The sequence below is a fragment of the Pseudomonas fitomaticsae genome, assembly GCF_021018765.1.
GTDB lineage: Bacteria > Pseudomonadota > Gammaproteobacteria > Pseudomonadales > Pseudomonadaceae > Aquipseudomonas > Aquipseudomonas fitomaticsae.
This window is the reverse complement of record NZ_CP075567.1, coordinates 2464995-2489898: the sequence shown is the minus strand read 5'-3', so window position 1 is coordinate 2489898 and position 24904 is coordinate 2464995. Positions and strand designations below refer to the sequence as shown.

36 protein-coding genes and 1 tRNA gene are annotated in these 24904 nt (G+C 58.7%); 23 read left to right on the top strand and 14 right to left on the bottom strand.

Translation table 11 applies throughout. The features are described 5' to 3' along the window. Positions 1-5 precede the first annotated feature (5 nt). The 20 genes from KJY40_RS11255 (at position 6) to KJY40_RS11155 (ending at position 12546) form a co-directional block, all read left to right on the top strand. Positions 6-764, top strand: coding sequence for an ERF family protein (locus tag KJY40_RS11255; protein ID WP_230736794.1), 759 nt, complete (start codon positions 6-8; stop codon positions 762-764). Beyond that, positions 761-1528 (top strand): lambda exonuclease family protein, encoded by a 768-nt coding sequence (locus KJY40_RS11250; protein ID WP_230736791.1) that lies wholly within the window; start codon positions 761-763, stop codon positions 1526-1528. The genes KJY40_RS11255 and KJY40_RS11250 overlap by 4 nt, the downstream gene beginning before the upstream one ends. Then, complete coding sequence (locus tag KJY40_RS11245; protein WP_230736789.1) at positions 1525-1767, top strand: hypothetical protein; 243 nt, start codon at positions 1525-1527, stop codon at positions 1765-1767. The genes KJY40_RS11250 and KJY40_RS11245 overlap by 4 nt, the downstream gene beginning before the upstream one ends. Next, positions 1764-2228: a hypothetical protein gene (locus KJY40_RS11240; protein WP_230736787.1), complete on the top strand. Its 465-nt coding sequence runs from the start codon at positions 1764-1766 to the stop codon at positions 2226-2228. The genes KJY40_RS11245 and KJY40_RS11240 overlap by 4 nt, the downstream gene beginning before the upstream one ends. 81 nt (positions 2229-2309) lie before the next feature. Beyond that, positions 2310-2621 carry a hypothetical protein gene (locus KJY40_RS11235; RefSeq protein ID WP_230736784.1) on the top strand — a complete coding sequence of 104 codons (312 nt, stop codon included), beginning with the start codon at positions 2310-2312 and terminating at the stop codon, positions 2619-2621. A 58-nt stretch (positions 2622-2679) separates the two neighbouring features. Further along, positions 2680-3156, top strand: a complete 477-nt coding sequence (locus KJY40_RS11230; protein ID WP_230736783.1) for a hypothetical protein — start codon at positions 2680-2682, stop codon at positions 3154-3156. 120 nt (positions 3157-3276) lie between these two features. Next, positions 3277-3870, top strand: coding sequence for a DUF1566 domain-containing protein (locus KJY40_RS11225; RefSeq protein ID WP_230736781.1), 594 nt, complete (start codon positions 3277-3279; stop codon positions 3868-3870). Between the two features lie 57 nt (positions 3871-3927). Continuing rightward, the gene (locus KJY40_RS11220) at positions 3928-4281 is read left to right on the top strand and encodes a four helix bundle protein (RefSeq protein ID WP_230736778.1); all 354 of its coding nucleotides are present in this window, start codon (positions 3928-3930) and stop codon (positions 4279-4281) included. 211 nt (positions 4282-4492) lie between these two features. After that, the gene (locus tag KJY40_RS11215) at positions 4493-5650 is read left to right on the top strand and encodes an RNA-directed DNA polymerase (RefSeq protein ID WP_230736776.1); all 1158 of its coding nucleotides are present in this window, start codon (positions 4493-4495) and stop codon (positions 5648-5650) included. Positions 5651-5694: 44 nt separating this feature from the next. After that, a complete protein-coding gene (locus tag KJY40_RS11210) occupies positions 5695-6690 on the top strand; it encodes a phosphoadenosine phosphosulfate reductase domain-containing protein (protein ID WP_230736774.1) in 996 nt (331 codons plus the stop codon). A gap of 63 nt (positions 6691-6753) precedes the next feature. Continuing rightward, entirely contained in the window at positions 6754-7257 is a 504-nt protein-coding gene (locus tag KJY40_RS11205) for a DUF4406 domain-containing protein (RefSeq protein ID WP_230736772.1), read from the top strand. After that, complete coding sequence (locus KJY40_RS11200; protein ID WP_230736770.1) at positions 7254-7832, top strand: hypothetical protein; 579 nt, start codon at positions 7254-7256, stop codon at positions 7830-7832. The genes KJY40_RS11205 and KJY40_RS11200 overlap by 4 nt, the downstream gene beginning before the upstream one ends. Further along, positions 7829-8008, top strand: coding sequence for a hypothetical protein (locus KJY40_RS11195; RefSeq protein WP_230736768.1), 180 nt, complete (start codon positions 7829-7831; stop codon positions 8006-8008). The genes KJY40_RS11200 and KJY40_RS11195 overlap by 4 nt, the downstream gene beginning before the upstream one ends. A 46-nt stretch (positions 8009-8054) precedes the next feature. After that, entirely contained in the window at positions 8055-8837 is a 783-nt protein-coding gene (locus KJY40_RS11190; RefSeq protein ID WP_230736767.1) for a hypothetical protein, read from the top strand. Positions 8838-8910: 73 nt separating this feature from the next. Next, the gene (locus tag KJY40_RS11185) at positions 8911-9285 is read left to right on the top strand and encodes a hypothetical protein (protein ID WP_230736765.1); all 375 of its coding nucleotides are present in this window, start codon (positions 8911-8913) and stop codon (positions 9283-9285) included. 49 nt (positions 9286-9334) lie between these two features. Then, positions 9335-9580: a hypothetical protein gene (locus KJY40_RS11180; RefSeq protein ID WP_230736762.1), complete on the top strand. Its 246-nt coding sequence runs from the start codon at positions 9335-9337 to the stop codon at positions 9578-9580. After that, entirely contained in the window at positions 9577-10302 is a 726-nt protein-coding gene (locus KJY40_RS11175; RefSeq protein ID WP_230736760.1) for a hypothetical protein, read from the top strand. The genes KJY40_RS11180 and KJY40_RS11175 overlap by 4 nt, the downstream gene beginning before the upstream one ends. A gap of 51 nt (positions 10303-10353) precedes the next feature. Then, positions 10354-10848, top strand: a complete 495-nt coding sequence (locus KJY40_RS11170; protein ID WP_230736758.1) for a hypothetical protein — start codon at positions 10354-10356, stop codon at positions 10846-10848. A gap of 56 nt (positions 10849-10904) precedes the next feature. Beyond that, on the top strand, positions 10905-11060 hold the full coding sequence (locus tag KJY40_RS11165; protein WP_176247756.1) for a hypothetical protein: 156 nt from the start codon (positions 10905-10907) through the stop codon (positions 11058-11060). 307 nt (positions 11061-11367) lie between these two features. Beyond that, entirely contained in the window at positions 11368-12546 is a 1179-nt protein-coding gene (locus KJY40_RS11155; RefSeq protein WP_321576988.1) for a tyrosine-type recombinase/integrase, read from the top strand. A gap of 79 nt (positions 12547-12625) precedes the next feature. On the opposite strand, the gene KJY40_RS11150 is transcribed toward KJY40_RS11155, so the two are convergent. From KJY40_RS11150 to thrS, 9 genes are all read right to left on the bottom strand, one after another. Then, positions 12626-12702: transfer RNA gene (locus tag KJY40_RS11150), tRNA-Pro, on the bottom strand. A gap of 89 nt (positions 12703-12791) precedes the next feature. After that, entirely contained in the window at positions 12792-13148 is a 357-nt protein-coding gene (locus KJY40_RS11145) for a MerR family transcriptional regulator (protein ID WP_003179985.1), read from the bottom strand. After that, on the bottom strand, positions 13129-13431 hold the full coding sequence (gene ihfA / locus KJY40_RS11140; protein WP_002553164.1) for an integration host factor subunit alpha: 303 nt from the start codon (positions 13429-13431) through the stop codon (positions 13129-13131). The genes KJY40_RS11145 and ihfA overlap by 20 nt, the downstream gene beginning before the upstream one ends. Before the next feature lie 3 nt (positions 13432-13434). Beyond that, positions 13435-15813, bottom strand: a complete 2379-nt coding sequence (gene pheT / locus KJY40_RS11135; RefSeq protein ID WP_230736754.1) for a phenylalanine--tRNA ligase subunit beta — start codon at positions 15811-15813, stop codon at positions 13435-13437. Positions 15814-15839: 26 nt separating this feature from the next. After that, the gene (gene pheS, locus KJY40_RS11130; RefSeq protein ID WP_011333387.1) at positions 15840-16856 is read right to left on the bottom strand and encodes a phenylalanine--tRNA ligase subunit alpha; all 1017 of its coding nucleotides are present in this window, start codon (positions 16854-16856) and stop codon (positions 15840-15842) included. Positions 16857-16965: 109 nt separating this feature from the next. Next, the gene (gene rplT, locus KJY40_RS11125; RefSeq protein WP_002553161.1) at positions 16966-17322 is read right to left on the bottom strand and encodes a 50S ribosomal protein L20; all 357 of its coding nucleotides are present in this window, start codon (positions 17320-17322) and stop codon (positions 16966-16968) included. A gap of 30 nt (positions 17323-17352) precedes the next feature. Next, the gene (gene rpmI, locus KJY40_RS11120; RefSeq protein ID WP_002553160.1) at positions 17353-17547 is read right to left on the bottom strand and encodes a 50S ribosomal protein L35; all 195 of its coding nucleotides are present in this window, start codon (positions 17545-17547) and stop codon (positions 17353-17355) included. A 60-nt stretch (positions 17548-17607) separates the two neighbouring features. Next, positions 17608-18159, bottom strand: a complete 552-nt coding sequence (gene infC / locus KJY40_RS11115) for a translation initiation factor IF-3 (RefSeq protein WP_169432615.1) — start codon at positions 18157-18159, stop codon at positions 17608-17610. Beyond that, the gene (gene thrS, locus KJY40_RS11110; RefSeq protein WP_007956031.1) at positions 18159-20081 is read right to left on the bottom strand and encodes a threonine--tRNA ligase; all 1923 of its coding nucleotides are present in this window, start codon (positions 20079-20081) and stop codon (positions 18159-18161) included. The genes infC and thrS overlap by 1 nt, the downstream gene beginning before the upstream one ends. Before the next feature lie 372 nt (positions 20082-20453). On the opposite strand from thrS, the gene KJY40_RS11105 reads away from it, so the two are divergent. Together KJY40_RS11105 and KJY40_RS11100 are read left to right on the top strand one after the other, a co-directional pair. After that, positions 20454-20756: a hypothetical protein gene (locus tag KJY40_RS11105; protein WP_230736752.1), complete on the top strand. Its 303-nt coding sequence runs from the start codon at positions 20454-20456 to the stop codon at positions 20754-20756. A gap of 290 nt (positions 20757-21046) precedes the next feature. Then, a complete protein-coding gene (locus KJY40_RS11100) occupies positions 21047-21259 on the top strand; it encodes a cold-shock protein (protein WP_007956027.1) in 213 nt (70 codons plus the stop codon). A gap of 71 nt (positions 21260-21330) precedes the next feature. Here the strand turns inward: KJY40_RS11100 and KJY40_RS11095 are convergent, their stop codons facing one another. Further along, positions 21331-21648 (bottom strand): I78 family peptidase inhibitor, encoded by a 318-nt coding sequence (locus tag KJY40_RS11095; RefSeq protein WP_230736750.1) that lies wholly within the window; start codon positions 21646-21648, stop codon positions 21331-21333. Between the two features lie 167 nt (positions 21649-21815). Further along, complete coding sequence (locus KJY40_RS11090; protein ID WP_007956024.1) at positions 21816-22121, bottom strand: hypothetical protein; 306 nt, start codon at positions 22119-22121, stop codon at positions 21816-21818. Positions 22122-22250: 129 nt separating this feature from the next. Between KJY40_RS11090 and KJY40_RS11085 the strand changes: the two genes are divergently transcribed. Then, positions 22251-22463: a hypothetical protein gene (locus KJY40_RS11085; RefSeq protein WP_007956023.1), complete on the top strand. Its 213-nt coding sequence runs from the start codon at positions 22251-22253 to the stop codon at positions 22461-22463. A 33-nt stretch (positions 22464-22496) separates the two neighbouring features. Here KJY40_RS11085 and KJY40_RS11080 read toward each other — a convergent pair whose 3' ends face one another. The 3 genes from KJY40_RS11080 to rbsK are packed head-to-tail and all read right to left on the bottom strand — an operon-like array spanning position 22497 to position 24888. Beyond that, the gene (locus KJY40_RS11080; RefSeq protein ID WP_085612793.1) at positions 22497-23525 is read right to left on the bottom strand and encodes a nucleoside hydrolase; all 1029 of its coding nucleotides are present in this window, start codon (positions 23523-23525) and stop codon (positions 22497-22499) included. A 44-nt stretch (positions 23526-23569) separates the two neighbouring features. Next, positions 23570-23974: a D-ribose pyranase gene (gene rbsD, locus KJY40_RS11075; RefSeq protein ID WP_007956017.1), complete on the bottom strand. Its 405-nt coding sequence runs from the start codon at positions 23972-23974 to the stop codon at positions 23570-23572. Then, the gene (rbsK, locus tag KJY40_RS11070) at positions 23971-24888 is read right to left on the bottom strand and encodes a ribokinase (RefSeq protein ID WP_230736747.1); all 918 of its coding nucleotides are present in this window, start codon (positions 24886-24888) and stop codon (positions 23971-23973) included. Before rbsK ends, rbsD begins: the two co-directional genes overlap by 4 nt. Between the last annotated feature and the right edge of the window lie 16 nt (positions 24889-24904).

The window sequence follows — 24904 nt, the reverse complement described above, 5'->3', positions numbered from 1 at the left end:
TCGCCATGTCCACCGAAATCATCATGCCGGAGCAGCGCCGGCAAGCCGTCGTGCCGATCTCGACGGATAACAGCATCATGGCGGTCATCAGTCGCGCAGCAGCCGATCCGACCTGCGATATCGAAAAGATGGAACGCCTGCTGGCCATGCATGAACGCATGCAGGCCAAAACCGCAGAGCAGGAATTCAACGCAGCCATGGCCGAGATGCAGTGCAACATCCCGACCGTGTTCGAAGGTGCAGTGAATCTGCACACCGGCAACTCCTACGCGACGCTCGACCACATCACTCACACCTTGAAACCGATCATGCAGCGGCACGGTTTTGCCATCACTTTCAAGGTGGAGAACGCCGACAAAATGATCAAGGTCACCGGGATCCTGATGCATCGCGGTGGCCACCGGGAGGAGACGACCATGAGCCTGCCAGTCGATATCGGCAAAGGCCGCAACGACGTTCAGGCGGTAGGGTCGTCCACCACCTACGGAAAACGTTACGTGATGTGCGCTTTGCTGAACATCACAACAGGCGAAGCCAGGGACGACGACGGCCTGGGCGCCACCGGCGACGATGGTGTAGATCTTCAAGAGCAAGTCGTTGCTGACATCCTTGAGCGCGTCAGCGAAACGAGTACCGCTGACGAGTTGAAAGAGGTCTGGCAAGCAGCCGTGAAAGTGTTGCAGGACGCACGCGACAAGCCAGGGTACGAAGCTGTGAAGGCTGCCGTCCTTGAGCATCAGAAGAAATTGGAGGGCGTTCAATGATTATCCTCAACTGCACACAAGGCTCCGCCGAATGGCTGCAAGGCCGCGCCGGAGTCATCACCGCCAGCATGTTCAGCACCGCCCGATCCAAGGTGAACGGGCTCACTGCCCAGCAGCGGACGTACGTTGACGCGATTCTGGCCGGTCACAGCGAAAGCAAAGCCCGCGACCTGGCCGGCTACAAGGCTGGGCCGAAAGCCGAAGTCGTGCAGCGCGCTCTGGACGGCGAAAAAGTCGGCGAGCCTTCGAATGCCGCGCTTACCTACGCCTTCGAGCTGGCTGTTGAGCGGATCGGTGGCGCGCCACTGGATGGCGGGTTCGAAACTTGGCAGATGCGCCGGGGCCACGAACTTGAACCAGAAGCCCGCATGGAACACGAAATCCAGACAGGCCTTATCGTGACCCAAGTCGGACTGGTGAAAACGGACGACGGCGCATTTGGCGCCAGCGCGGACGGGTTCATCGGCGAGGATGGCGGCAGCGAGTACAAGTGCTTCCTCTCCCCCGAAAAGCTGCGGGCCTTCCACATCGACAACGACGCCAGCGATGTCATCGACCAGGTGCAGGGCTGCATGTGGATCACGGGGCGCAAGTGGTGGCATATCGGGATGTACTGCCCTCTGCTTAAACCGGTCGGTCGCCAGCTCTGGCTGCAAGAGTTCAAACGCGACGACGACTACATCGAACAGCTCGAAGAAGACCTTTGGCAGTTCAAGCTGCTGGTGGACGGATACGAGGCGAAACTTCGGAGTAAAGCAGCATGATCAGCAACCACCTCAATCTGGTGGAGCAGCACCGGCAGGACGCTGAGTCGATCTCTGAACGGATCGCCCAGTACCTGGCCGCCGGCGGACAGATCGACCAGCTGAAAAGTCCGCCGCGCAATCCGCTGCCACCGCCCCGTTCGAAAAAAATAGACCCTGAAACGGTCCTCAAGCGGCGCCCGAAGCCGATATCGGCCGAAGAACGAAGGGCGCTGCGCAAGATGGCGGACTCGCTATGAAATCAAAACGCAAACCCAACAACGGTTTCGCCCGGGCCGAACGCAGTTGCCGGGCGCTGCTCAGCACCAACCACGTCGCAGTGGTGAACATCGACCCGAGCGGCAGCCAGATCATGGTGAACTGGAAGAACTGCCGGCAGATCCGGAGTCTGGCGATCGCCAACGCCCTGTTCGACTTCTCCTATCACTGGACGATCTACATCGCCGCCATGTGCCGCGATGAGCTGGGCACCGAGTACATCAAGTCCACGGAGATCTCGCCGCAGGGTATGTACAAAGTCGAGCGCCTGACTGACGCGATCGAGCATTACTACCTGGAGCTGCGCGGCACCTGCAACCCGAACCACATGGTCGCGTCGGGATGGATCGCCATCCCGGCCGAGGTTTCGCTGACAGAAGCAGAGGCCGCGAAGCTGTTCCTCGCCGCCGGCGCCTGGAATCAGGTGAAGGTCGCAGCGTGAAAAGAACCACCAACCGGGCGGCCACGCGCCGCCGACAGACCTGGCTGGACTTGCCGGCCAGCGGAATTGAAGAGGTAGGCCATGGCCAAGAGCAACGCGGAGCGCCAAGAGAAAGCCGCGGCGAAGAGGAAGAGCCGCGGCGAAGTAGAGGTTCGGTTCCACACCCTGCCCGCCACGCGCCAAGCCCTTGCTGAGCTGATGGCCTGGGGCGGCATCGAGGAAACGGGCGAGGCGATCACGCTGATGATTCACCACCTGCACGGCCTCGGCCCGGGCGGCGCCATTCCCCTGCTCACCCCGCCGCGACACGAATACGTGATTCCCGAAAACGTGTCGCGGAAATTGAAACTCGCCCACGACCGCGAAGCCCTTCGCATCAACCACGACGAATAACCCCTGACCCACGCTGCGCATCCGAACCACGGAGGGCGGCGCACACCCGGAGAAAACCATGACTCAACATGCACAGCAATCCGTAGCCGCCGCCGACCTGCCAGAACGCGGCCAACCACTTGCCGGCGGAACCTTCTTCGCCCGCTACTGGCTGAACGGCGAAGAGCGCGCCCTGGTGCTGCTCGACGAAGAACTGACCGGCGCCTGGGGCGAGTACGGGCAGGTTGTCGCCGGCGCCAAGAGCTACAGCGACGGCGCCGCCAATACCCGAGCCATGGCCGAAGCAGGAAGCGCCCTCGCCGTGAAGGTGCTGGAACTGGGCGCACACATCCCGTCCCACCTTGAAGGTGCACTGATGATGTCGGCCAAGGCCGATGGTGTGATCACTCTGCGCGAGGATCGCTGGCACTGGCTGAGCACGCAGTATTCCGCCTACTACGCCTTCCTCATGGACTTCGAAGATGGCTGGATCGACAGCAACGACAAGCACTACGAGCGGCTCGTCCGCCCTGTCCGCAGCCTCATCATTCAGTAATTCACCCATTCATTGCTTTTCATGCAGGTGATTCCCGGGAGTGTCAGGACGACGCTCAGACCAGAAGCGTGTCGGGAAGCGCCGGCAGCCTGCACCCTATTCCGCTCACAGGAGCATCCCATGCAAGCGAATCAACTGACGACCTACACTCGTGGCGACCTGATGATCAGCAGCCCAGACGAATCGGTCGTGCTCAAGCTGGCCTCCCTCTCGATCAGCTCGGTGCCGAAGATTTCTGAAAGTGGTATTCCTGCCATCGGCGATTTCTGGCCCGGCGAGGGCGGCGTGAATGGCGGTATGTTCCCGGGCGACGGCAAGCCTTACTACCTGATCGTGCCAACCGGCGCCGATGCGCAGGCCGAGCTTGAGTGGGGCGGCTACCGCGAAGAGCTGGATGGTGCGAAAAGCGCGCACGACGGCCTGACCAATACCGCCGATCTGGTGGAGACGGACACGGGCTATCCCGCTGCGCAGTTCTGCAGCTCGTTCGAGCGCGACGGGCACAAAGACTTTTACCTGATGTCCAGGCGGGAGGCTTCGTTCCTCGAAATCACCCTGGGCGACAAGGACGTGTTCAGCAAGGCCTGGCACTGGACCAGCACGCAGTATTCCGCCAACTACGCCTTCGGCCTGGACTTCGAAGATGGCTGGATCAACCTCAGCGGCAAGAGCCTCGAGCGGCTCGTCCGCCCTGTCCGCAGACGCTTTATTTGATCATTCAATCCTTCATTCATGGGCGCGTCAGCGCCCTCGCTTTTCAAGGAGGCCAGGATGGCCCTTCACATGGATCTGGAGATCCACAAGGTTGCAGAAGAACTGCTCGGCATGTCGCTCGACTTGGTTCGAAACATCCCGCGCGACCTGAAACAGGTTGTCGGCGCCAAGATCCGCGATGAGTGTCTGCAGGTCCTGGTGCTGATCGGCCGGGCCAACATGTCGAGAGACAAGTTGCCCCACCTGAACCTCCTGCTGGAAAGCATCTGGATGCTGAACTACTTGCTTCGAGCGCTCACCAACAAGGCGCTCATCAGCAAGAGCCAGCACGCCAAAGCGATGAAGTTGACGGCCTCTGTAGGTCGACAGGCAAACGCCTGGAAAAAGTCCGCAACAGCGCCCGCTACGTGAGGGTCAAGGCTCTAGCGTCTATGCGCAAAATCTGGTCGAGCCGCTGACCTCTGGTCACCGCCATGCGCACAAGAGAAACCGCCGGTCTAAAGCGTCCGTGTAGGTCTTGCGCAGTTTCCATCCTGATCGGCGATGCCTTCGGGGTGGTGATGTAGATAGCTCGGCAGGTCGCAGTATTCCGCCAACAACGCCTTCAACATGGACTTCGAAGATGGCTGGATCAACAACAACGACAAGAACAACGAGCGGCTCGTCCGCCCTGTCCGCAGATTTGAATGTTGCACCCTTCCAGTTCGAGGATCTCGTCCAGGCGTATTACGACTGCCGCCGGCACAAGCGCAACACGGCAAGTGCCCGGCAGTTCGAGAAGGACATGGAGATCAACTTGCTGGAGCTTCACGACGACCTGATCGCCGGCACTTACCGGCCAGGCCGATCTATCTGCTTCGTGGTCACCCGACCGAAAGCCCGGGAAGTATGGGCGGCGGCGTTCCGGGACCGCGTCGTCCACCACCTGCTGTACAACCATGTGGCATCGCGCTTCTACGCCAGCTTCATAGCGGACAGTTGCGCATGCATTCCCGGGCGCGGCACGTTGTACGCCGCGAAACGCCTTGAATCGAAGATCCGTAGCGCCAGCGAGAACTGGTCGAAGCCGATCTTCTACCTCAAGTGCGACCTGGCAAACTTCTTCGTGGCGATCGATAAGCAGGTGCTGCGCCAGCAGCTGGCCAAGAAGATCACCGAACCCTGGTGGTTGGTACTGGCCGAAACGATCCTGATGCACGACCCGCGCGAAGACTACGTACTGCGCAGCCCGCCGCACCTGTTCAACCGTGTCCCGCAGCACAAGCGCCTGGCCGCACAGCCTGCGCATCTCGGCCTACCGATCGGCAACCTGTCGTCGCAGTTCTTCGCCAACGTGTATCTGGACGCACTCGATCAGTTCGCCAAGCACCAGCTCCGCGCCAAGCACTACGTCCGGTATGTCGACGACTTCGTGTTTCTCCATGAGTCGCCGCAGCAGTTGAACCGGTGGCGGGAGCAGGTCGAAGCCTTCCTGCCGAGGCTTGGCGCCAAGCTAAACCCCAGCAAGACCATCTTGCAACCGGTTGATCGCGGCGTGGACTTCGTCGGGCACGTCATCAAACCCTGGCGCCGAACGACGCGAAAACGGTCACTGGCCCAGGCACTGAAGCGCACCGCCGCTGCACCAGCCGAGGACCTGCGCGAGACCGCCAACAGCTACTTCGGTCTGCTCGGGCAGGCCAGCCACAGCCAGAAAGACCGGGCCGCACTGGCCAATGTCGTGCTGAAGCGCGGCAACAGCGTCAACTCCGCGCTGACCAAAACATTCAAAAAGCAGTAACCAATCCCACTTCTACGAATCACGCCAGCCGGCGAGGATCCTCTATGCCTACTCACAACATCGTCAGCCTGAGCGGTGGAAAGGACAGTGTCGCCACCGGCTTGGTGGCCGAGGCATTGGAAGTGCCAAACCTGCAAGGCGTCTTCGCTGATACGGGCCATGAGCACGAACTGACCTACGAGTATATTCATTATCTCGAAACCGTCTTCAGCTTCCCGATCCGCCGGGTCAAGGCAGATTTCACGGAACAGATTGCGAGAAAGCGTCGGTACGTCGAAGTTACCTGGCGCAAACAGGACGTGCCGGAAAGCATCGTTCTGGCGGCGCTCGATGTGCTTCATCCGACTGGTATCCCGTTCCTTGACCTTTGCATCTGGAAAGGCCGATTCCCAAGCACGAAATCTCGGTTCTGCACTGAAGAGCTAAAGCGAAACCCGATAATCGAGCAAGTGTTTATCCCCCTGATGACCCCGGGAAACATGGTTATTTCATGGCAGGGAGTGCGGGCGGATGAATCGATTGATCGTCGATTCCTGCCGGAGTGCGACGAGGTCGGCGGCGGCCTATTCAATTATCGGCCGATCCTTAAATGGGATGTCGCGGCAGTGTTCGAAGCTCATCGCTATGCAGGGATCAAGCCGAACCCGCTCTATTTGCAAGGCGCTGGACGTGTGGGCTGCATGCCGTGCGTCAATTGCGGCAAGGACGAGCTTAGGGAGATCGGTGCGAGATGGCCAAAAGAGGTGGCAAGAGTTCGAGAATGGGAGCGTCTGGTTAGCCTGGCCAGTAAGCGCGGTTCATCAACCTTCTTCACTGCCACCAATGATCCGACGGTCCACAAGCGCGACGACGTCGACTTCAAGACTCACGGCATCGACCGTATGATCGAATGGGCCAACACAACGCGTGGCGGCCGAGAGTTCGACATGCTGAAGATGCTAGATCGGGCAGACGCTCCGAACAAATGCGCCAGCGCCTACGGCCTATGCGAAACCTACCAGAAAATCCCCGTCTCGCTCATCGATGACGCCGTCGCCTAAAAATCTATCCACACCTCAACGATTCACTCCACCGCCCGGGCATGCCCCGGCATAGGACGCCCCATGCCCACAGAAACCCGCAACCATCCAGATGATCAACACGCGATCGAGCGCTTGCACCGGCGGTACGTCGAGAAAATTGACCTGCTCTCCGAGGACTTGATCGTCTTTCAGGATCAGGCATACGCCATGGGCCTGGAGCGCGGCAAGCAATTGGCCAAGGGCAGCGTCACGCTCGCAGATACCCGCACCAACCGCCTGTACCTGGCCGGGCCGATGACCGGCTTCGAAGACTTCAACTTCCCCGCCTTCAACAAGATGGCCGCCGAGCTGCGCGCCCAAGGCTACGTCGTGGAGAACCCGGCAGAGCACGGCGTCGTCGACGGCGCGGACTGGGCGGACTACATGGCCTACGACCTGACCCGTCTCGGCCTGTGCGGCCAGGTCGCGGTGCTGCCCGGCTGGGAGAACTCGAAAGGCGCCCGGCTCGAAGTGCATATCGCACGCGAGCTCGGAATGCCGGTCGTGAATGCCCATGATCTGGTATCGATGGAGATTGCAGGATGAGTGAAGTGACGCGCTACGGCCACATCAGCTATTTGGTGGAGGCCACACCGCAGATTTTGCAGCTTTACCCGTCGATGATGGTATACGTGATGGCCGCCGATTTCGACCGGGTCACCGCGGAGCGTGACGCCCTGCAGCTGCGCCTGAACGCAGCGGATCAGCGGATTGATGACTTGGCCGCCGCAGCCGAGGCATTCGCGAAGGTGGCCGACTTGTATGCCGGCGAAGAAGACAACTCGCATCAGCCAGCGCGCGATGTCGGCATGCATGATGACCTGCGCCTGACTCTCGGTCAGTTCCGTGCACTCAGCGATCTATGTACGAGACCACTGATGGTCGGCTGCAAGCATGGGATTCTTTGCGGTGACGTGACTTGCGAATGCAAGGGCAACGGTTTCATCGAAAGGAGAAAGGTATCTCAGCCGATCACCGAGCAGTTCATCGAAGATCACCTCGGCAAGATGCCCGATCAATTGCGCGACCACACGAAAATGATCGCCGAGCGCAACCCAAACCCTGATTTCTCCCTGATCGGCATCGTGCACACGCCTCCAATGGAGCACAACGAGTCATGAAGCGATTGATCCGACGCCAGTTCGAAGCCTGGCTGATCCTTCTGGCCGCGAAGATCCTGAGCGGCCGCAACGTGCAGCGATCCCCAGTAGTGTCCCGGCGCGACAACAACCAAATGTTTGAAATTGCCGGTGAGCTCGAAGAAATCGCCCAGCGCATCAGCACCAACTACCCGTAACTCCCTCCCCCTTCAAAGTCAGCCGCTATAGCGGCAAGGACGAAAAATGCCTATCGAGAAAATCGAAAAGGAGGCTGACCTCTGCGCGCTGTTCATCCAGGAGTTCAACGAGCTGCCCGGATGGACTTGCTACCCCGAGGCCGCCGGCTTCGACGTTCTGGTCGTGCACGAAGACGGCCGGCAGATCGGCGTCGAGGCGAAGATGCAGCTGAACGCCAAGGTGGCTGACCAGATCCTGCCGTGTCGCGGCGACGAGTTCTACGGGCGCGCCGGGCCGGATTACCGGCTGGTGATCGTGAGCAAAATCACCGACGCCAGCAAAGGAATCGTGAAGATGCTGGAGCACCTCGGCGTGAGGGTTCTCGTACCGAGGTCGAGCTGGACGCGCCACGGTGACGCATTCACCTTCAGCCTTGCTCATTCCCTGCTGGAGGTCAGCAATCACCAACCGTTTTATGACTGGTACATGTTCGACTGGAATCCGCCTGAGCGATGCCAGGTGCCGGTGCTGGTGACGAACCTGCCCGCCGGGGTACCGGCTCCGGTACGCCTAACGCCGTGGAAAGAGTCGGCACTGAAGGTTCTGGCCCAGCTTCGGCGCCAAGGCTTCATCACCGCCAAGCAGATCGCCAGCCACGGCATCGGCGTCACCGCGTGGACGCAGGCGCCGGGGAGCAAGCCTGCTTGGCTGGCCAAGGGCACGGTGCGCGGTACCTGGATCGAAACTGAACACATGCCGGCTTTCGACAAGCAGCACCCCGACGTCTACGCGCTGGCCGTCGAAACCCTGGCCACCACAGCGCCGGCTGAACTGGAGTTATCGCCATGATCACGAAGTGCGCAATCGGCTGCACCCTCTTCTTCTGGCTTCCATTGGTACTGACCATAAAGGCGGTGATCGGATGAGCAAGCGAGCGATTCACCTTTACCCGTGGGACGGCGGCACCGAGGCTGATCAGGATCCGCCAGAGCACGTCTATTGCGGCACCGACGGAGTCATGACCGACGACCAGCTCACCAATGACTGGCGGTACGTCACCTGCAAGCGCTGCCTCAAGATCCACGAAAAAGAGCTGGCCGCGCGAGCGGCTGACGACCGAGACCGGAAGGTCAAACTGTTCGACGAAGCCCAGGCCATCACCATCACCCTGGGTCACCGGAATATCTCAACCGCCATCAAGGCTTTGGTTAGGGAGCGCGACGAACTCAAAGCTGAGCGCGACAACCTGCGCGAAGACCGCGACGGCCTACTCGAATCAGGAGCGCACCTTCTATGATCGCCCTCGCCTGGTTCGCCTACGTGTACTGCTACAAGGGGCCGCGGTGATGAACATTTACCGACACACATTCGCAGCCGTCTGCCCGGCCGACGGCGAGACAATCATCTACCGGCTTGAGTTGCGATCAGCCTCGATGATCCACGTTGAGCACATCAAAACGGCAACCGCCCTCATCAAGCGTGGCTGGCACGAACAAATCGCTGACAGCCTTTCCGAAACGCTCGGCGGTGACCAAACCATCATCGCCACGCACCAGGGCGTAGAAATCGAAACGGTGAGGCTCAGCGGATGATTCATTACCACGGCACGCCTGTCGGCGGTAAGCGTGAGGACGCCGCTAAATTCTTGGCCGGCCGGCACGCGTTGGTGCCGTACCCACGCAAGGACGATCTCGGAATTGTCGCCGACGTATGCAAATCATTTGTTTTCGATAACGGCGCATTCACCGTGTGGAAGAAAGGCGGCCAGGTAGACGTCGAGGGCTACACGCGCTGGGTCGAAGACTGGCACCGACACCCCGGTTTCACCTGGGCGCTCATTCCGGACGTCATTGATGGTGACGAAGAGGCGAACGACGACCTTGTACGGCAGTGGCCAGAGGAACTGCGCGGCGTGCCTGTCTGGCACTTGCACGAATCGCTTGAGAGGTTGCAGCGGCTGGCGAGGTGCTGGCGAACTGTCGCCCTCGGAAGTTCTGGACAATGGGCCGCGCCGGGCACAGGAGCATGGTGGAAGCGGATGGCCGCCGCGATGGATGCTATCTGTGACGACCAGGGTCGACCGTTGTGCCGACTACACGGGCTGCGGATGCTCGACCCCGCAATTTTCCAGCATTTGCCTTTCGCGTCGGCCGACTCTACGAACGCCGCAGTGAACGGCGGAAGCATCAGCCGCTTCGGGATGTACGCCCCACCCACCGCCGGCCAGCGCGCCAACGTCATCGCTGATCGAATCGAAGCACACAACAGTTCTCCGATCTGGCAGCGCGAAGCTCAAGTCGAACTCGCTTTATAACCCCTCCCCCTACTCAACAGCCTGCCGGTGTACGGCGGGCGAGGTATTCGTATGTCCGCACTGAACCGATTCCACGAAACGGCGAGCGATGCGCTGGAGAAGATCAGCGCCAGTCTGCCGGCCGGCGCCAAGCTCTGCCTGGCCATCTACACCCCTGAGAAACCAGAACTCGACATCGTGCTGCAGGACAAAGGGCTCGACCTGAACGAGGTGGTTTCCACCCTGCGCCGGCGCGGCCTGAGCATTGACGGCGACAACGCCTACAAGCGTGACTTGCTGGATGCCATCGTCGGCGCCTTGGCCTTCGGCGCGCAGAACACCAGCCCGCCACCATCTGATCATTGGGGAACGCGCTTCTGGGAAATAGGCCGGGAGGAGCGCGGACTCCACGAAGAGCTGGTCGCCGCACTGAAGCTCACCCGCGAGAACCTGCGCGCCTGCCAGGCCATGATCCACCTTGCCGGCGGAGCTGACCCCGCCTACGTCAACGATGCGCAGGCCGCCATGGCGGTGGCCGACGCAGTGCTGGCCAAGGCCGGCGCGTAACACACCACCTTCTGCCGCCCCGCGCGGCACCGCCCACCCGGGCAAGGAAGTGCGCCATGACCATCACGAAGATCATCAAGGGCCCGCACAAGCTGTTCGGCCTCTGGTGGGTTACCGCTGACTGCAACGGCACCAAACAGCACATGTCCTTCCGCACCGAACAACAGGCTCGCGCCATCGCCCCAGGGCAGGACAGCGTGACCCTTCATTAAAACCTTCTGCCGCCGCCGGCGTGGAGAAACCTATGTCCAATCGAAGCGCGGCAACGATCGCGCCTACCCCGCCAAGATTCATCAGAGCCAAACAGGCACCCGCATACCTTGGGATGTGTCGGGCCGTTTTCGACGCTGAAGTTCGGCCGAATGTTCACGAGTTCCCTATCGGGAAGCGAGGCGTCGGCTTTGACAGGGAAGAGCTAGACCGGTGGGCATCTGCTCACGTGGCAGCAAAGTCAATTGATAAAAATGGCGCTTCGGAGCAACAATCGCCCCGCAGCGAGCGCCAGAATGGAGAAAAAATATGGCGCGAAAAACGATCACGGGCCTTTCCCAAAGGAAAGGAATTTGGCACATCGACAAGAAGATCAACGGCGAAAGACTTTACGAATCTGCTGGAACAACTGACCGCCAAGAAGCAGAGCGCTACCTGATTTTCCGTCTTGAGCAGATCAGGCAGCAGAAGGTTTATGGCGTTCGGGAGGTGAGGACGTGGCGGGATGCCGCGATGAAGTTCCTCATTGAGATCAAGGATCAGCCTTCTTTCAAGCTTTCCGCGCACCACCTTTCTCAACTTGACCCATTCATTGGTGACGTACCGCTAACCCACATCGATGACCAGGCGCTTGCGCCCTTCATTAAGGACAGGTTGGCGACCAAAAAACTGGAGAACGGGAAAATCCAGAAAGGGGTGAGCAACAGGACGATCAATATCTCGATCGAGCGTGTCGTTCGGGTTTTGTCGTTGTGTGCCAGGAAGTGGCGAGACGATGAGCGACGGCCATGGCTGGATAGCGTGCCGATGCTCACGAAGCTGGAAGAGAAGAAGTCGAGCCGCAAGCCCTACCCGATGTCATGGGAGGAACAGTCGATTCTTTTTGGCGAATTGCCGGCCCACCTGCAAACGATGGCCTTGTTCAAGGTGAACACCGGCACGCGCGAGCAGGAGGTCTGCAAACTGAGGTGGGATTGGGAGATTTCGGTGCCGGAACTCGGTACGAGCGTGTTTCTTATCCCGGCGGACTTCGGCGGTAGACATGAAAGGTCTGGCGTGAAGAACGGTGATGAGAGACTTGTCGTGCTGAACAGCGTGGCCAAGTCAATCATCGATCAGCAGCGAGGCCTGAGCAAGGAATGGGTATTTCCCTACAACGGCAACGCAATGCACCGGATGAACGACTCGGCCTGGAAAAAGGCGCGGGTGAGAGCGGCGAAACTCTGGCAGGAGGAAAACCTTCGCCCCGCTCACCCAGGTTATGCATCCATAAGGATCCATGACCTCAAACACACATTTGGCCGCCGTTTACGCGCGGCAGGCGTAAGCGAGGAAGACCGCAAGGCACTTCTTGGCCACAAGAACGGCAGCATCACCAGTCACTACTCGGGCGCCGAGCTTGGGCATCTGATTGAAGCTGCGAACATGGTATCAGCAACCGATTCGCGTGGTCCGGTGCTGACAATCTTGAAGAGGAAACAGGCGTGAAAAATCGAGGAGTCACGCAAAAGTCACGCACATGAAAAAGGCCAATGCTGTGAACATTGGCCTAAGTCATTGAATTATATGGTCGGGACGGAGTGATTCGAACACTCGACCCCTAGCACCCCATGCTAGTGCGCTACCGGACTGCGCTACGCCCCGACTAGGTTTGAAACTCGTTCTCTATCTCGAAGAACGCTCAAGAATATATCGCAAGCTTTTGAAAACTGGAAGTATTTAAAAGCAGGAAATTATTTCTTCAGAACCACCAGAACATCTTCTAGCTCGGCGATCATCTGGCGGATCATTTGCTTGTATTGGGTGGTGTCGTCTTTGGCTTCATCGCCGGACAGACGCAGGCGCGCGCCGCCGATGGTGAACCCCTGATCGTAAAGGAGCGCGCGGATCTGCCGGATCATCAGCACGTCCTGGCGCTGATAATACCGGCGGTTTCCGCGCCGTTTGACGGGGTTGAGCTGAGGAAACTCCTGCTCCCAGTAGCGCAGCACGTGCGGTTTTACCGCACACAGCTCGCTGACTTCACCAATGGTGAAGTAGCGTTTGCCCGGGATGACGGGGAGTTCGTCGTTATGACTTGGTTCCAGCATAAGCCTCAACTCGGGCCTTCAACTTCTGCCCTGGACGAAAGGTGACCACACGGCGAGCCGTGATCGGGATTTCTTCCCCCGTTTTCGGGTTGCGGCCAGGCCGCTGGCGTTTGTCCCGAAGGTCGAAATTGCCGAAACCCGACAATTTGACCTGCTCGTTGTCTTCAAGAGCGTGCCTGATTTCCTCGAAAAACAGTTCAACCAATTCCTTGGCTTCCCGCTTGTTCAGGCCCAGCTCTTCATACAGACGTTCCGCCATCTCAGCTTTCGTCAAAGCCCCCATACGTCACTTCCTTAACGTGGCGTTCAACCTTTGTTCGAGCGAGGTGAGGATATTTTGCGTCGTCGAATTCACCTCATCGTCATTAAGAGTGCGCGATGGATGCTGCCAGGTCAAGCCGACTGCGAGGCTTTTTCTATCAGGATCAATGCCTTTACCCTGATACACGTCAAATAGCCTGAGGTCTGTCAGCCATTCGCCTGCATTTTCACGGATTACGTCCAGTACAGCCGAGGCTGCAACGTCTTTGTGCGCAATCAGTGCCAGGTCACGACGCACTTCAGGAAAGCGCGACAACTCGTGGAATTTCGGCATTTTACCCAGAGCGACTTCAGCCAGAACCAGCTCGAAGACGAAGACCGGACGGTCGAGACCCAAGGATTTCGACAGCTCAGGGTGAATCGCGCCGATAAAGCCGACTTCACGCCCTTCCCGCTCGATGCGTGCGGTCTGGCCCGGATGCAGCGCAGGGTGTTTGCCCGGTGCAAAAGTGAACTGATCCAGCGCCCCGGCAAAGCCCAGCACCGCTTCTACGTCAGCCTTGACGTCGAAGAAGTCGACGGTATCGCGACCTTGCGCCCAGCCTTCCGGCAGACGGCTGCCGCATACCACACCGGCGATCATCGGCTCTTGCTTCAGACCTTCCAGCTGACCGACAAAGCGCAGACCACTCTCGAACAGACGAACACGATCCTGCTGACGGTTGAGGTTGTGCTGCAACGCCTTGACCAGACCCGGCCACAGCGACGAACGCATGGCGGCCATGTCATTGGAGATCGGATTCGCCAACAGCAGCGGCTCGACGCCCGGGTTGAACAGCTCGAACTGCTTCGGATCGATGAAGCTGTAAGTGATCGCTTCCTGGTAACCACGAGCGACCAGCAGACGACGCAGCTCCGGCAGATCGCTGCGCGCTTCGGCCTTGGCCTGTGGCGCCAGACGAGCTTGCGGGTAACGAACCGGCAGGCGGTTGTAACCGTACAGACGTGCCAGCTCTTCGATCAGATCGACTTCCAGGCTGATATCGAAGCGATGGCTCGGCACTTCTACGCGCCACTGCCCTGCTCCGTCGGCGGAAACCTTCAGACCCAAAGCGTTGAGCAGACGCTCGACTTCGGCCGAATCCATTTCCATGCCCAGCATCTGGGTGATGCGCTGCGCACGCAGGGTGATCGGCGCGATCGACGGCAGATGCTGCTCGCTGACGGTCTCGATGATCGGGCCGGCTTCGCCACCGGTGATTTCCAGCAGCAGGCCAGTGGCGCGCTCCATGGCTTCACGGGCCAGTTGCCAGTCCACGCCACGCTCATAGCGGTGCGAAGCGTCAGTGTGCAGACCGTAGGAACGAGCCTTGCCCGCCACCGCGATCTGGTCGAAGAACGCACTTTCAAGGAACACGTCGCGAGTAGTCGTAGACACGCCGCTGTGCTCGCCACCCATCACCCCGGCAATCGCCAGAGCGCGAGTGTGGTCGGCGATCACCAGCGTATCGCTGCGCAGGCTGACTTCCTGACCGTCGAGCAGCACGAGCTTCTCGCCCTCTTCCGCCATGCGCACACGGATGCCGCCATTGATTTCGGCGAGATCGAAGGCGTGCAGCGGCTGACCCAGTTCGAGCATCACATAGTTGGTGATGTCGACGGCAGCGTCGATGCTGCGCACTTCAGCGCGACGCAGACGCTCAACCATCCACAGCGGCGTAGGCTTGGACAGGTCAACGTTGCGGATGACCCGGCCCAGGTAACGCGGGCAGGCAGCAGGTGCCAGGACTTCTACCGAGCGCACTTCGTCGTGCACCGCCGGAACGGTCATCACCACCGGGCGAGTGACCGGAGCGTCGTACAGTGCGCCGACTTCACGGGCCAGACCGGCCAGGGACAGGCAGTCGCCGCGGTTCGGAGTCAGATCGACTTCGATGCTGGCGTCTTCCAGGTCCAGATAAACACGGAAATCTTCGCCCACCGGCGCATCGACCGGCAGCTCCATCAGACCGTCATTGCCTTCACCGACCTGCAGCTCGGATTGCGAGCACAGCATGCCGTTGGACTCGACGCCGCGCAGCTTGGCCTTCTTGATCTTGAAGTCGCCCGGCAGCTCGGCACCGATCATCGCAAACGGAATCTTCAGGCCCGGACGCACGTTTGGCGCACCGCACACGACCTGGAAGGTTTCCGCGCCGTTGCTCACCTGGCACACGCGCAATTTGTCGGCATCGGGGTGCTGCTCGGTGCTCAGCACCTCGCCCACCACCACGCCACTGAAAACACCGGCGGCCGGCGTAACGCTATCGACCTCAAGACCGGCCATCGACAGACGGGCAACCAGCGCGTCGCGATCTACCTGCGGGCTGACCCAGCCACGCAGCCATTGTTCACTGAATTTCATCCTGCTCTCCTAAGAATTCGTTACGACTAGCGAAATTGCGCGAGGAACCGCAAGTCGTTGTCGAAGAACAGACGCAAGTCGTTCACGCCGTAACGCAGCATGGCCAGACGCTCAACGCCCATGCCGAAGGCAAAGCCCGAGAACTCTTCCGGATCGATCCCGGACATGCGCAACACGTTCGGGTGAACCATGCCGCAGCCCATCACTTCCAGCCAGCCAGTCTGTTTGCAGACGCGGCAGCCTTTACCGCTGCACATCACGCATTCCATGTCGACTTCGGCGGAAGGCTCGGTAAACGGGAAGTACGAAGGACGGAAACGCACGGCCAGCTCTTTTTCGAAGAACACCCGCAGGAACTCTTCGATCGTGCCTTTGAGGTCGGCGAAGTTTATATCGCGATCGACCAGAAGGCCTTCGACCTGGTGGAACATCGGCGAATGGGTGATATCGGAGTCGCTGCGGTACACACGGCCTGGGCAGACGATGCGGATCGGCGGCTTTTTCGATTCCATGGTGCGGACCTGTACCGGCGAAGTATGGGTGCGCAGCAACATGTTGGCATTGAAATAGAAGGTGTCATGCATCGACCGGGCCGGGTGATGGCCTGGGATGTTGAGCGCCTCGAAGTTGTGATAGTCGTCTTCGACCTCAGGGCCTTCGGCAATGCCGTAGCCGATATGGGTGAAGAACTGTTCGATACGTTCCAGAGTCCGGGTTACCGGATGCAGACCACCGGAGGTCTGACCACGGCCCGGCAGGGTCACGTCAATGGATTCGGCAGACAGTTTGGCAGCCAGTTCGGCTTCCTCAAACAGAGCCATGCGCGCATTGAGAACGCCTGTGACACGTTCCTTGGCAACGTTGATCAGGGCGCCGACCTGCGGACGCTCTTCTGCCGGCAAATTCCCCAGGGTCTTCATCACCTGAGTCAATTCACCCTTTTTGCCAAGGTATTGAACCCGGATTTGCTCCAGGGCATTGATATCTTCAGCGCTTTGCACAGCCTCTAGTGCTTGAGAGACCAGCGCATCCAGGTTTTCCATGTACAGACTCCAGATACAAAATAGGGGAAGAGCTTGAAGGCTCTTCCCCTATTTATGACGTTTAACACCTGGCCCCACAGAGGTGAGACCGGGTGACTGTCGGGGGTACTTAAGCCAAGGTGGCTTTAGCTTTCTCGACAATCGCAGCAAACGCCGCTTTTTCGTTCACTGCCAGATCAGCCAGAACCTTACGGTCGATCTCGATGGACGCTTTTTTCAGGCCAGCGATGAAACGGCTGTAGGACAGACCGTTAACACGAGCACCAGCGTTGATACGAGCGATCCACAGAGCGCGGAACTGACGTTTTTTCTGACGACGGTCACGGTAGGCGTATTGGCCTGCCTTGATTACCGCTTGCTTGGCAACACGGAATACGCGGGAGCGTGCGCCGTAGTAGCCTTTAGCAAGTTTCAGAATTTTTTTGTGACGTTTACGGGCAATGACGCCACGCTTTACACGAGCCATGAGTTACTTCCTCTATTCTTGATCCAAAAATTAACGAAGGCGCAGCATGCGCTCGACTTTTGCCACGTCAGACGGATGCAGCAAGCTGCTACCGCGCAGTTGACGCTTACGCTTGGTCGACATTTTGGTCAGGATGTGGCTCTTGAAAGCGTGCTTGTGCTTGATACCGTTAGCAGTTTTCAGAAACCGCTTAGCAGCACCACTTTTGGTTTTCATCTTTGGCATGTTCGGATACTCCGCATTCAGTTGATAAACATAATCAGAAGGCCTGCCGTGCCCTGTTGATTACTTCTTCTTTTTCGGGGCGATGACCATGATCAGCTGGCGTCCTTCCATCTTAGGATGCTGTTCGACCGAACCGTACTCGAGCAGGTCTTGTTCAACCCGCTTGAGGAGTTCCATCCCCAGCTCCTGGTGGGCCATCTCACGGCCGCGGAATCGCAAGGATACCTTGGCCCTGTCCCCGTCACTCAGGAAACGTACCAGGTTGCGCAGTTTTACCTGGTAATCCCCTTCCTCCGTCCCTGGACGAAACTTGATTTCTTTTACCTGAATCTGCTTCTGGTTCTTCTTCGCCGCAGCAATCTGCTTCTTCTTTTCGAAGATCGATTTGCCGTAGTCCATCACCCGGCAAACCGGTGGGACCGCGTCGGCAGAGATTTCTACCAGATCAAGCTTTGCTTCTTCAGCAATACGAAGCGCTTCATCAATCGAGACGATGCCAATCTGCTCGCCATCAGCGCCAATTAACCGAACCTCGCGTGCCGAGATATTCTCGTTGATCGGGGCTTTCGGTGCAGCTCGTTTATCTTGTCTCATTTCACGCTTAATAATAATTACTCCGAATCTGGGCGACCACGCCGGGAAACCGCTTGCGCGAGAAACTCAGCGAACTGGGCGACGGGCATCGAGCCCAGGTCAGCACCTTCACGAGTACGCACAGCGACAGTCTGCATCTCGACTTCCTTATCCCCAATAACCAAGAGATATGGAACCTTGAGCAAAGTATGCTCGCGGATTTTAAAGCCGATCTTTTCATTTCTCAAGTCGGACTTGGCACGAAACCCGCTTTCGTTGAGAGTTTTTTCGACCTGAGCGACGAAATCTGCCTGTTTATCAGTGATATTCATGATCACTGCCTGGGTTGGCGCGAGCCACGCAGGGAATGCACCTTCGTAGTGCTCGATCAGAATCCCGACGAAACGCTCGAACGAACCGAGGATCGCACGGTGCAACATCACCGGATGCTTGCGGCTGTTGTCTTCGGAGACGTATTCGGCTCCCAGACGCACAGGCAGGTTGAAATCGAGCTGCAAGGTACCACACTGCCACACGCGGCCGAGGCAATCTTTCAGCGAGAATTCAATCTTCGGACCGTAGAACGCACCCTCACCCGGCTGCAGATCGTACGGCAGGCCAGCGCTATCAAGGGCTGCAGCCAGTGCCGCTTCGGCGCGATCCCACAGCTCGTCGGAACCGACGCGTTTTTCCGGACGAGTGGACAGTTTCATCTCGACATCGGTAAAGCCGAAGTCGCGGTAAACATCCATGGTCAGCTTGATGAACGCAGCGGATTCAGCCTGCATCTGCTCTTCGGTGCAGAAGATGTGGGCGTCATCCTGAGTGAACGCACGCACACGCATGATGCCGTGCAGCGCACCCGACGGCTCGTTACGGTGGCAGGCACCGAACTCGGCTAGGCGCATCGGCAGCTCGCGGTAGCTCTTCAGGCCCTGGTTGAACACCTGCACGTGGCAAGGGCAGTTCATCGGCTTGATGGCGTAGTCGCGGCTTTCCGACTCGGTGGTGAACATGTTGTCGGCGTAGTTGGCCCAGTGCCCGGATTTCTCCCACAGGCTGCGGTCAACGACTTGCGGCGTCTTGATCTCAAGATAGCCGTTGTCGCGCTGCACCTTGCGCATGTACTGCTCGAGTACCTGGTACAGCGTCCAGCCATTCGGGTGCCAGAACACCATGCCCGGCGCTTCTTCCTGGGTGTGGAACAGGCCCAGGCGTTTGCCGATCTTGCGGTGATCGCGCTTTTCAGCTTCTTCGATGCGCTGGATGTAAGCTGCCAATTGTTTCTTGTCAGCCCAGGCAGTGCCATAAACGCGCTGCAATTGCTCGTTCTTGGCATCACCGCGCCAGTAGGCGCCGGACAGCTTGGTCAGCTTGAAGGATTTCAGGAAGCGGGTGTTCGGCACATGCGGACCGCGGCACATGTCGACGTATTCTTCGTGATAGTACAGGCCCATGGCCTGCTCGTTCGGCATGTCTTCGACCAGACGCAGCTTGTAGTCTTCGCCACGGGCCTTGAACACTTCGATCACTTCGGCACGCGGAGTGACTTTCTTGATGACGTCATATTCTGTATCGATCAGCTGTTGCATGCGCTGTTCGATGGCCGCCATGTCGTCCGGAGTAAAAGGACGCTCGAAGGCGATGTCGTAATAGAAACCTTCGTCGATGACCGGCCCGATGACCATTTTTGCAGTCGGGTACAGCTGTTTGACCGCATGGCCGACCAGGTGGGCGCAAGAGTGGCGAATGATCTCCAGCCCCTCTTCATCCTTTGGCGTGATGATTTGCAGCGTCGCGTCGCTGTCGATGATGTCGCAGGCGTCGACCAGCTTGCCATTGACCTTGCCGGCCACGGTGGCCTTGGCCAGACCGGCACCGATGGATGCGGCGACCTCGGCTACGGAAACCGGGTGATCGAATGAACGTTGACTGCCGTCGGGAAGAGTAATAGTTGGCATGGCGCCTCCTCTCCTAGTGGTGACCCCTACCAAAGGTCACGTGGGTTGGGATGAGCCAGTACAAGATCCGATCCAGGCCATTCAATGACGAACGCCTGCCTTACAGCGGCAGGAGCCTTGCGGCCAACCGGAAAACCGAACCAGAGTGACTGGGATTCAAATCAGAAAATTCGTGCACTGCCGCTACCGGGACTGAAGGTCATCCGGAGCCTGCGAAACGCCCGAGCGAGGCATGCTAGCACAGATGAACGGTCACCGATGCACTCAGGCTTTACCGAGAGGCAAATCGTCTGTTTTATGCCAGAGTGCTGAACTTGATCGGCCTTCGGGCTCTCAGATAACAAGACATTGACCCACAAGGAGCATCCTCGCATGCGTCTTAACACCCTGCTTGCCGCAGTCGCCCCCCTCGTTTTGCTGCTGCCGCTGAGCGCCCATGCCGACTGGCCAAAGGGCGAGCGTGAGAAATACATGGCTCAGTGCACCCAGGCGGCCACTCCGCAAATCGGTGCCGCTGCCGCAAAATCCCACTGCGCGTGCGGTGCCGATGCCATCAAGTCGTACCCGGCCAGCGACATTCAAGCGCTGATGGACAACAAGGCCAGCCAGGAACTGCAGCAAAAAGCCCTGGGGCAAATTGCCAAATGCAAGGCCAACGCCCCGGCGAAAAAATGATGAAACAGGCCTTTTCAGTGCCCCCAGCACCGCTGAAAAGCATCTGATTCAGGCCTTTTCGTACGATTTATGCAGGTTTTACAGGTTTTTTTATTGTCTTTATTTTTCGCTCGAAGCCTTTTAAACCGGGGCCTCCAGCCGAAACAGGCAGTAAAGAAAACACGACTGATTGGCAAACAGCACGTCCGGGGGGCTACCAAAGCGAACATTTCGACTATGATACCCCGGTGTGCCCAGTTGGCCTGAGCAGCACAGTACTACTGAAAATATATGTTTCTTGGAGATACACCATGTCTAATCGCCAAACCGGCACCGTTAAATGGTTCAACGATGAAAAAGGCTTCGGCTTCATCACTCCTCAAGGTGGCGGTGACGACCTGTTCGTACACTTCAAAGCTATCGAAACTGACGGTTTCAAAAGCCTGAAAGAAGGCCAGACCGTTTCCTTCGTGGCTGAGAAAGGCCAAAAGGGTATGCAAGCTGCACAAGTTCGCCCAGAGTAATCTCCCGGCGCACTAAAAAAACCCCGTCCATGTGACGGGGTTTTTTATGGGTGAAACAAAAGCCCGAAGGCTCAGCCGCAGTTGACGCGAGTGACCACCAGGTTCTGATCGGTATTCAGGTTGAGGCGATCGGAACGGTACTCCAAAGTAATCATGTCATTCGGCTTGAGGAACCGGGCGTTCTGCGCACCGGCTTTCTTGCGTGCTTGCTCCAACAGCTCCGGCGAAGCTTTCTTGCCGAGAGCGAACTCCGCAGCTGACGCCTCACAACGACCATGTCCGGCCTCAGTCGCCACGGGATCCTTCTGCGACTCGCTGGAGGTCGTAGTGCAACCAGCCAACAGAGCAACGGCCATCAGTGCACCCAGTGACGCGAACTTCCAAGGCATTGAAGCCTCCTTATTTCAATTTTGAGCAGAGATCGTGCGACCGCCAATACGGCGTTTGGTTTCACGGTGAGTGCTATCACCCTGCCCCACAATCGGAAAAACGCCGAGTGTGCCTGAGCAACGCCTGAAGCATCACCCCGTAAAACGTCACTGAATATTAATGACGCTCAGTAGACATCAATGTAGTCGTAAGGCGGATTCGGCCAGTTGTCCTTGAGCGCATTGAAGATCTGCATGACCCAGACCTCGTCGCTGGCCGCGACATTTCCCACGTATCCCGAGCCTTTTGCCCAGGTCTCCAGACGAAACAGCAGACCATCGATGTCCTGGCCGCCTGTGACCCCCGAAGAAATATAAGCAATCCCGCCCTTGGTCACGCGCAGCTGGGTGTGTTCGTCATCACTGGCCGACGCCAGCATCCGGCGGACAGCATCAAGGGTCAGGCCGTCGGGGCTATTCAAATCGATCTGCACAGCTCAATCCTTGTTTTTTTGCGGAAACGACCAAGTGTCGCATAGCCCTGCGCTCATGCCTAAGTCGCAGTGCCAAACGCTCGGCAAAGTGGTTAACTCAAGACTCCGATCCCGCGACCGAGCCTTGCCATGACCACCGTAAGCATTACCGCCGACATCAAGGCCACCTGGCCACAAGGGCACAGTTCTTACAGTCCAGGCAGTCCGGAGGAATTGGCATTGATCAGCATCGACTTGCTGGTCAAAACGCTGGGAACACAGGGCGCGCAGTCGTTCATCGCCCAACTGTTCGAGAAGTATCCCGATGACTTCAAAGGAACATCGGACACCGAGAGGGAGTAAAAGCCCGCAAGCTGGCACCTGCGGGCATATGGCTTACTTCAGACGTTTCAGTCGCTCGGTAAGCAGATCGAAGAAGCCCTGGGCATCGCCGTTTTCTACCCAGAAGGCATTCTTCGGTGCCTTCAGGCCGTCATACCAGTCGACAATGGTCTGGCCGAAGGTCGGGCCTTCACGGCTGTCGACCACCACATTCACCGACCGACCCGTGAACAGTTCAGGCTTGAGCAGATAAGCCACGACGGTGGCGTCATGCACCGGGCCACCCGGAATGCCGTAGTGCTCCATATCCCCTTTGATGTACTCGTTGAGGATGTCGCCGACAATCTTGCTCGCATTGTTGTTCAGCGCCGCGATCTGCTTCAGGCGCGCATCGCTGGTCAGGATCTTGTGGGTCACGTCCAGCGGCAGGTAAGTCAGTTTCACGCCACTTTTGAGCACCACTTCCGCTGCTTGCGGGTCGGCGTACAGGTTGAACTCGGCCACTGGCGTGATATTGCCGCCATTGAAGTGGGCGCCCCCCATGATCACCACTTCCTTGATCCCCTGAACGATCTCCGGCTCCTGGATCAGCGCCAGGGCCAGGTTGGTCTGCGGGCCGAGCATCGCGATGGTGATGCTGTGCGGCTTGGCTTTCTTCAGGGTATCGATCAGGTAATTGACCGCATTGCCTTCAGCCAGGCCTTTTTTCGGCTCATGCACCGTGACACCCGACAGGCCTTCCTTGCCATGGATGTTTTCGGCGTAGATCGGCGTACGCATCAGCGGTTTCGGCGCGCCGGCGTACACCGGAATCTCTTCCCGCCCTGCCCACTCACGGGCCAACCGGGCATTACGCGAAGTCTTGTCCAGACGCACGTTGCCGGCGACGGTGGTCAAGGCGCGAATGTTCAGCTCCTCCGGGGAGGCCAAGGCAAACAACAGGGCGACCACGTCGTCGGCGCCCGGATCGGTGTCGATGATCAGGTCGATCTTTTCCGCCGCCTGGGCGCCGGTCGCAGTTATCACGGACAAAAGCAGCAGACTCCGAATCAATTGATGCATTTTTTGAGCATAGCGGTGCATGGCGCATTCCTTGTGCAGATGAAATCAAAAGGGGCGAACCCTGTTTAGAACGTAACTCCAGACACCAGCACGATATTGCAGTACGGCTGGCATTCGCCCGTACGAACAATCGCTCGTGCCTGTCGGCTGAGTACTTTGAATTGCTCATGACTGAGCAGGTCACGCCGCCCCAGCGAGCCTTCGTCATTCAGCTCGTCCAGCGTGGACAGCGCGGTCGGTTGCTTGTCGAAAATCTCCTTGGCCAACGCATGGCTTTCCACCTGCATCTCGCTGAGCACGACTTTCAGGGTGCTGACGAAATCCGGCACGCCGTGCGTCAGCGCCAAGTCGATCAGTTCTACACCCGGCGGCACCGGCAGGCCGGCATCGCCGATCACGACCATGTCGCCGTGGCCGAGAGAAGCAATCAGCCGCGACAGGGCGACATTGAGCAAAGGAGTCTTTTTCATGCGGGTTTGAATGCCTGTACGTCGGAGGTGGTGGGAATGGACGGCTGGGCACCTGCCCGGGTAACCGACAGGGCCGCAGCGACCTGCCCGAAACGAATGGCTTCGGCCTCGGTTTTGCCGGCCGCCAGTGCCGCCGCGAATCCGCCGACAAAGGTATCCCCGGCGGCAGTGGTATCGACAGCCTTCACTTTGGGGGCAGGAAAATGCTGGTAACCCGTGCCGTTGGCGAACAATGAGCCTTGAGCCCCCAGCGTGATGATGACCTTGCCGGCGCCCAGTGAAATCAGGTGCGCAGCGGCTTTTTTAGCGGTCTCCAGCGAGTCCACCGGCAAACCGCTGAGGGCGGCAGCCTCGCTCTCGTTGGGAATCAGGTAATCGATGGCCGCAAACCAGTCCGCCGGCAGCGGGCGACTGGCCGGCGCCGGGTTGAGGATGACCGTCTTGCCCAGCTCACGTCCGCGTTTCAGCGCATGGCCTACCGTGGCGTCAGGGATTTCCAATTGGCAGATGATCACGTCGGCCGCTTGCAGCACGGCGTCGAACCGGTCGATGACCGCCGGGGTCATCGAACCATTGGCACCGGCCACGATAACAATCGCGTTCTGACTGTTGTCATCGACCACGATCAGCGCCACACCACTGGAATCCTCCACCGAGCTGACCGCCTGACAATCGATCTGCTCGGCCAGCAACGCATCGCGCAATTGCACGCCGTAGTCATCGTTGCCGACACAGCCGACCATCGACACTTGCGCACCCAGTCGCGCAGCGGCCACCGCCTGATTGGCGCCCTTGCCACCGGACACGGTTGCGAAGGAATGGCCGATCAGCGTCTCACCGCCCCGGGGCAATCGCGGCGCCCGGGTGACCAGGTCCATGTTCAGGCTGCCTATTACCACTACATTTGCGGGCATACATCACTACTCTTCA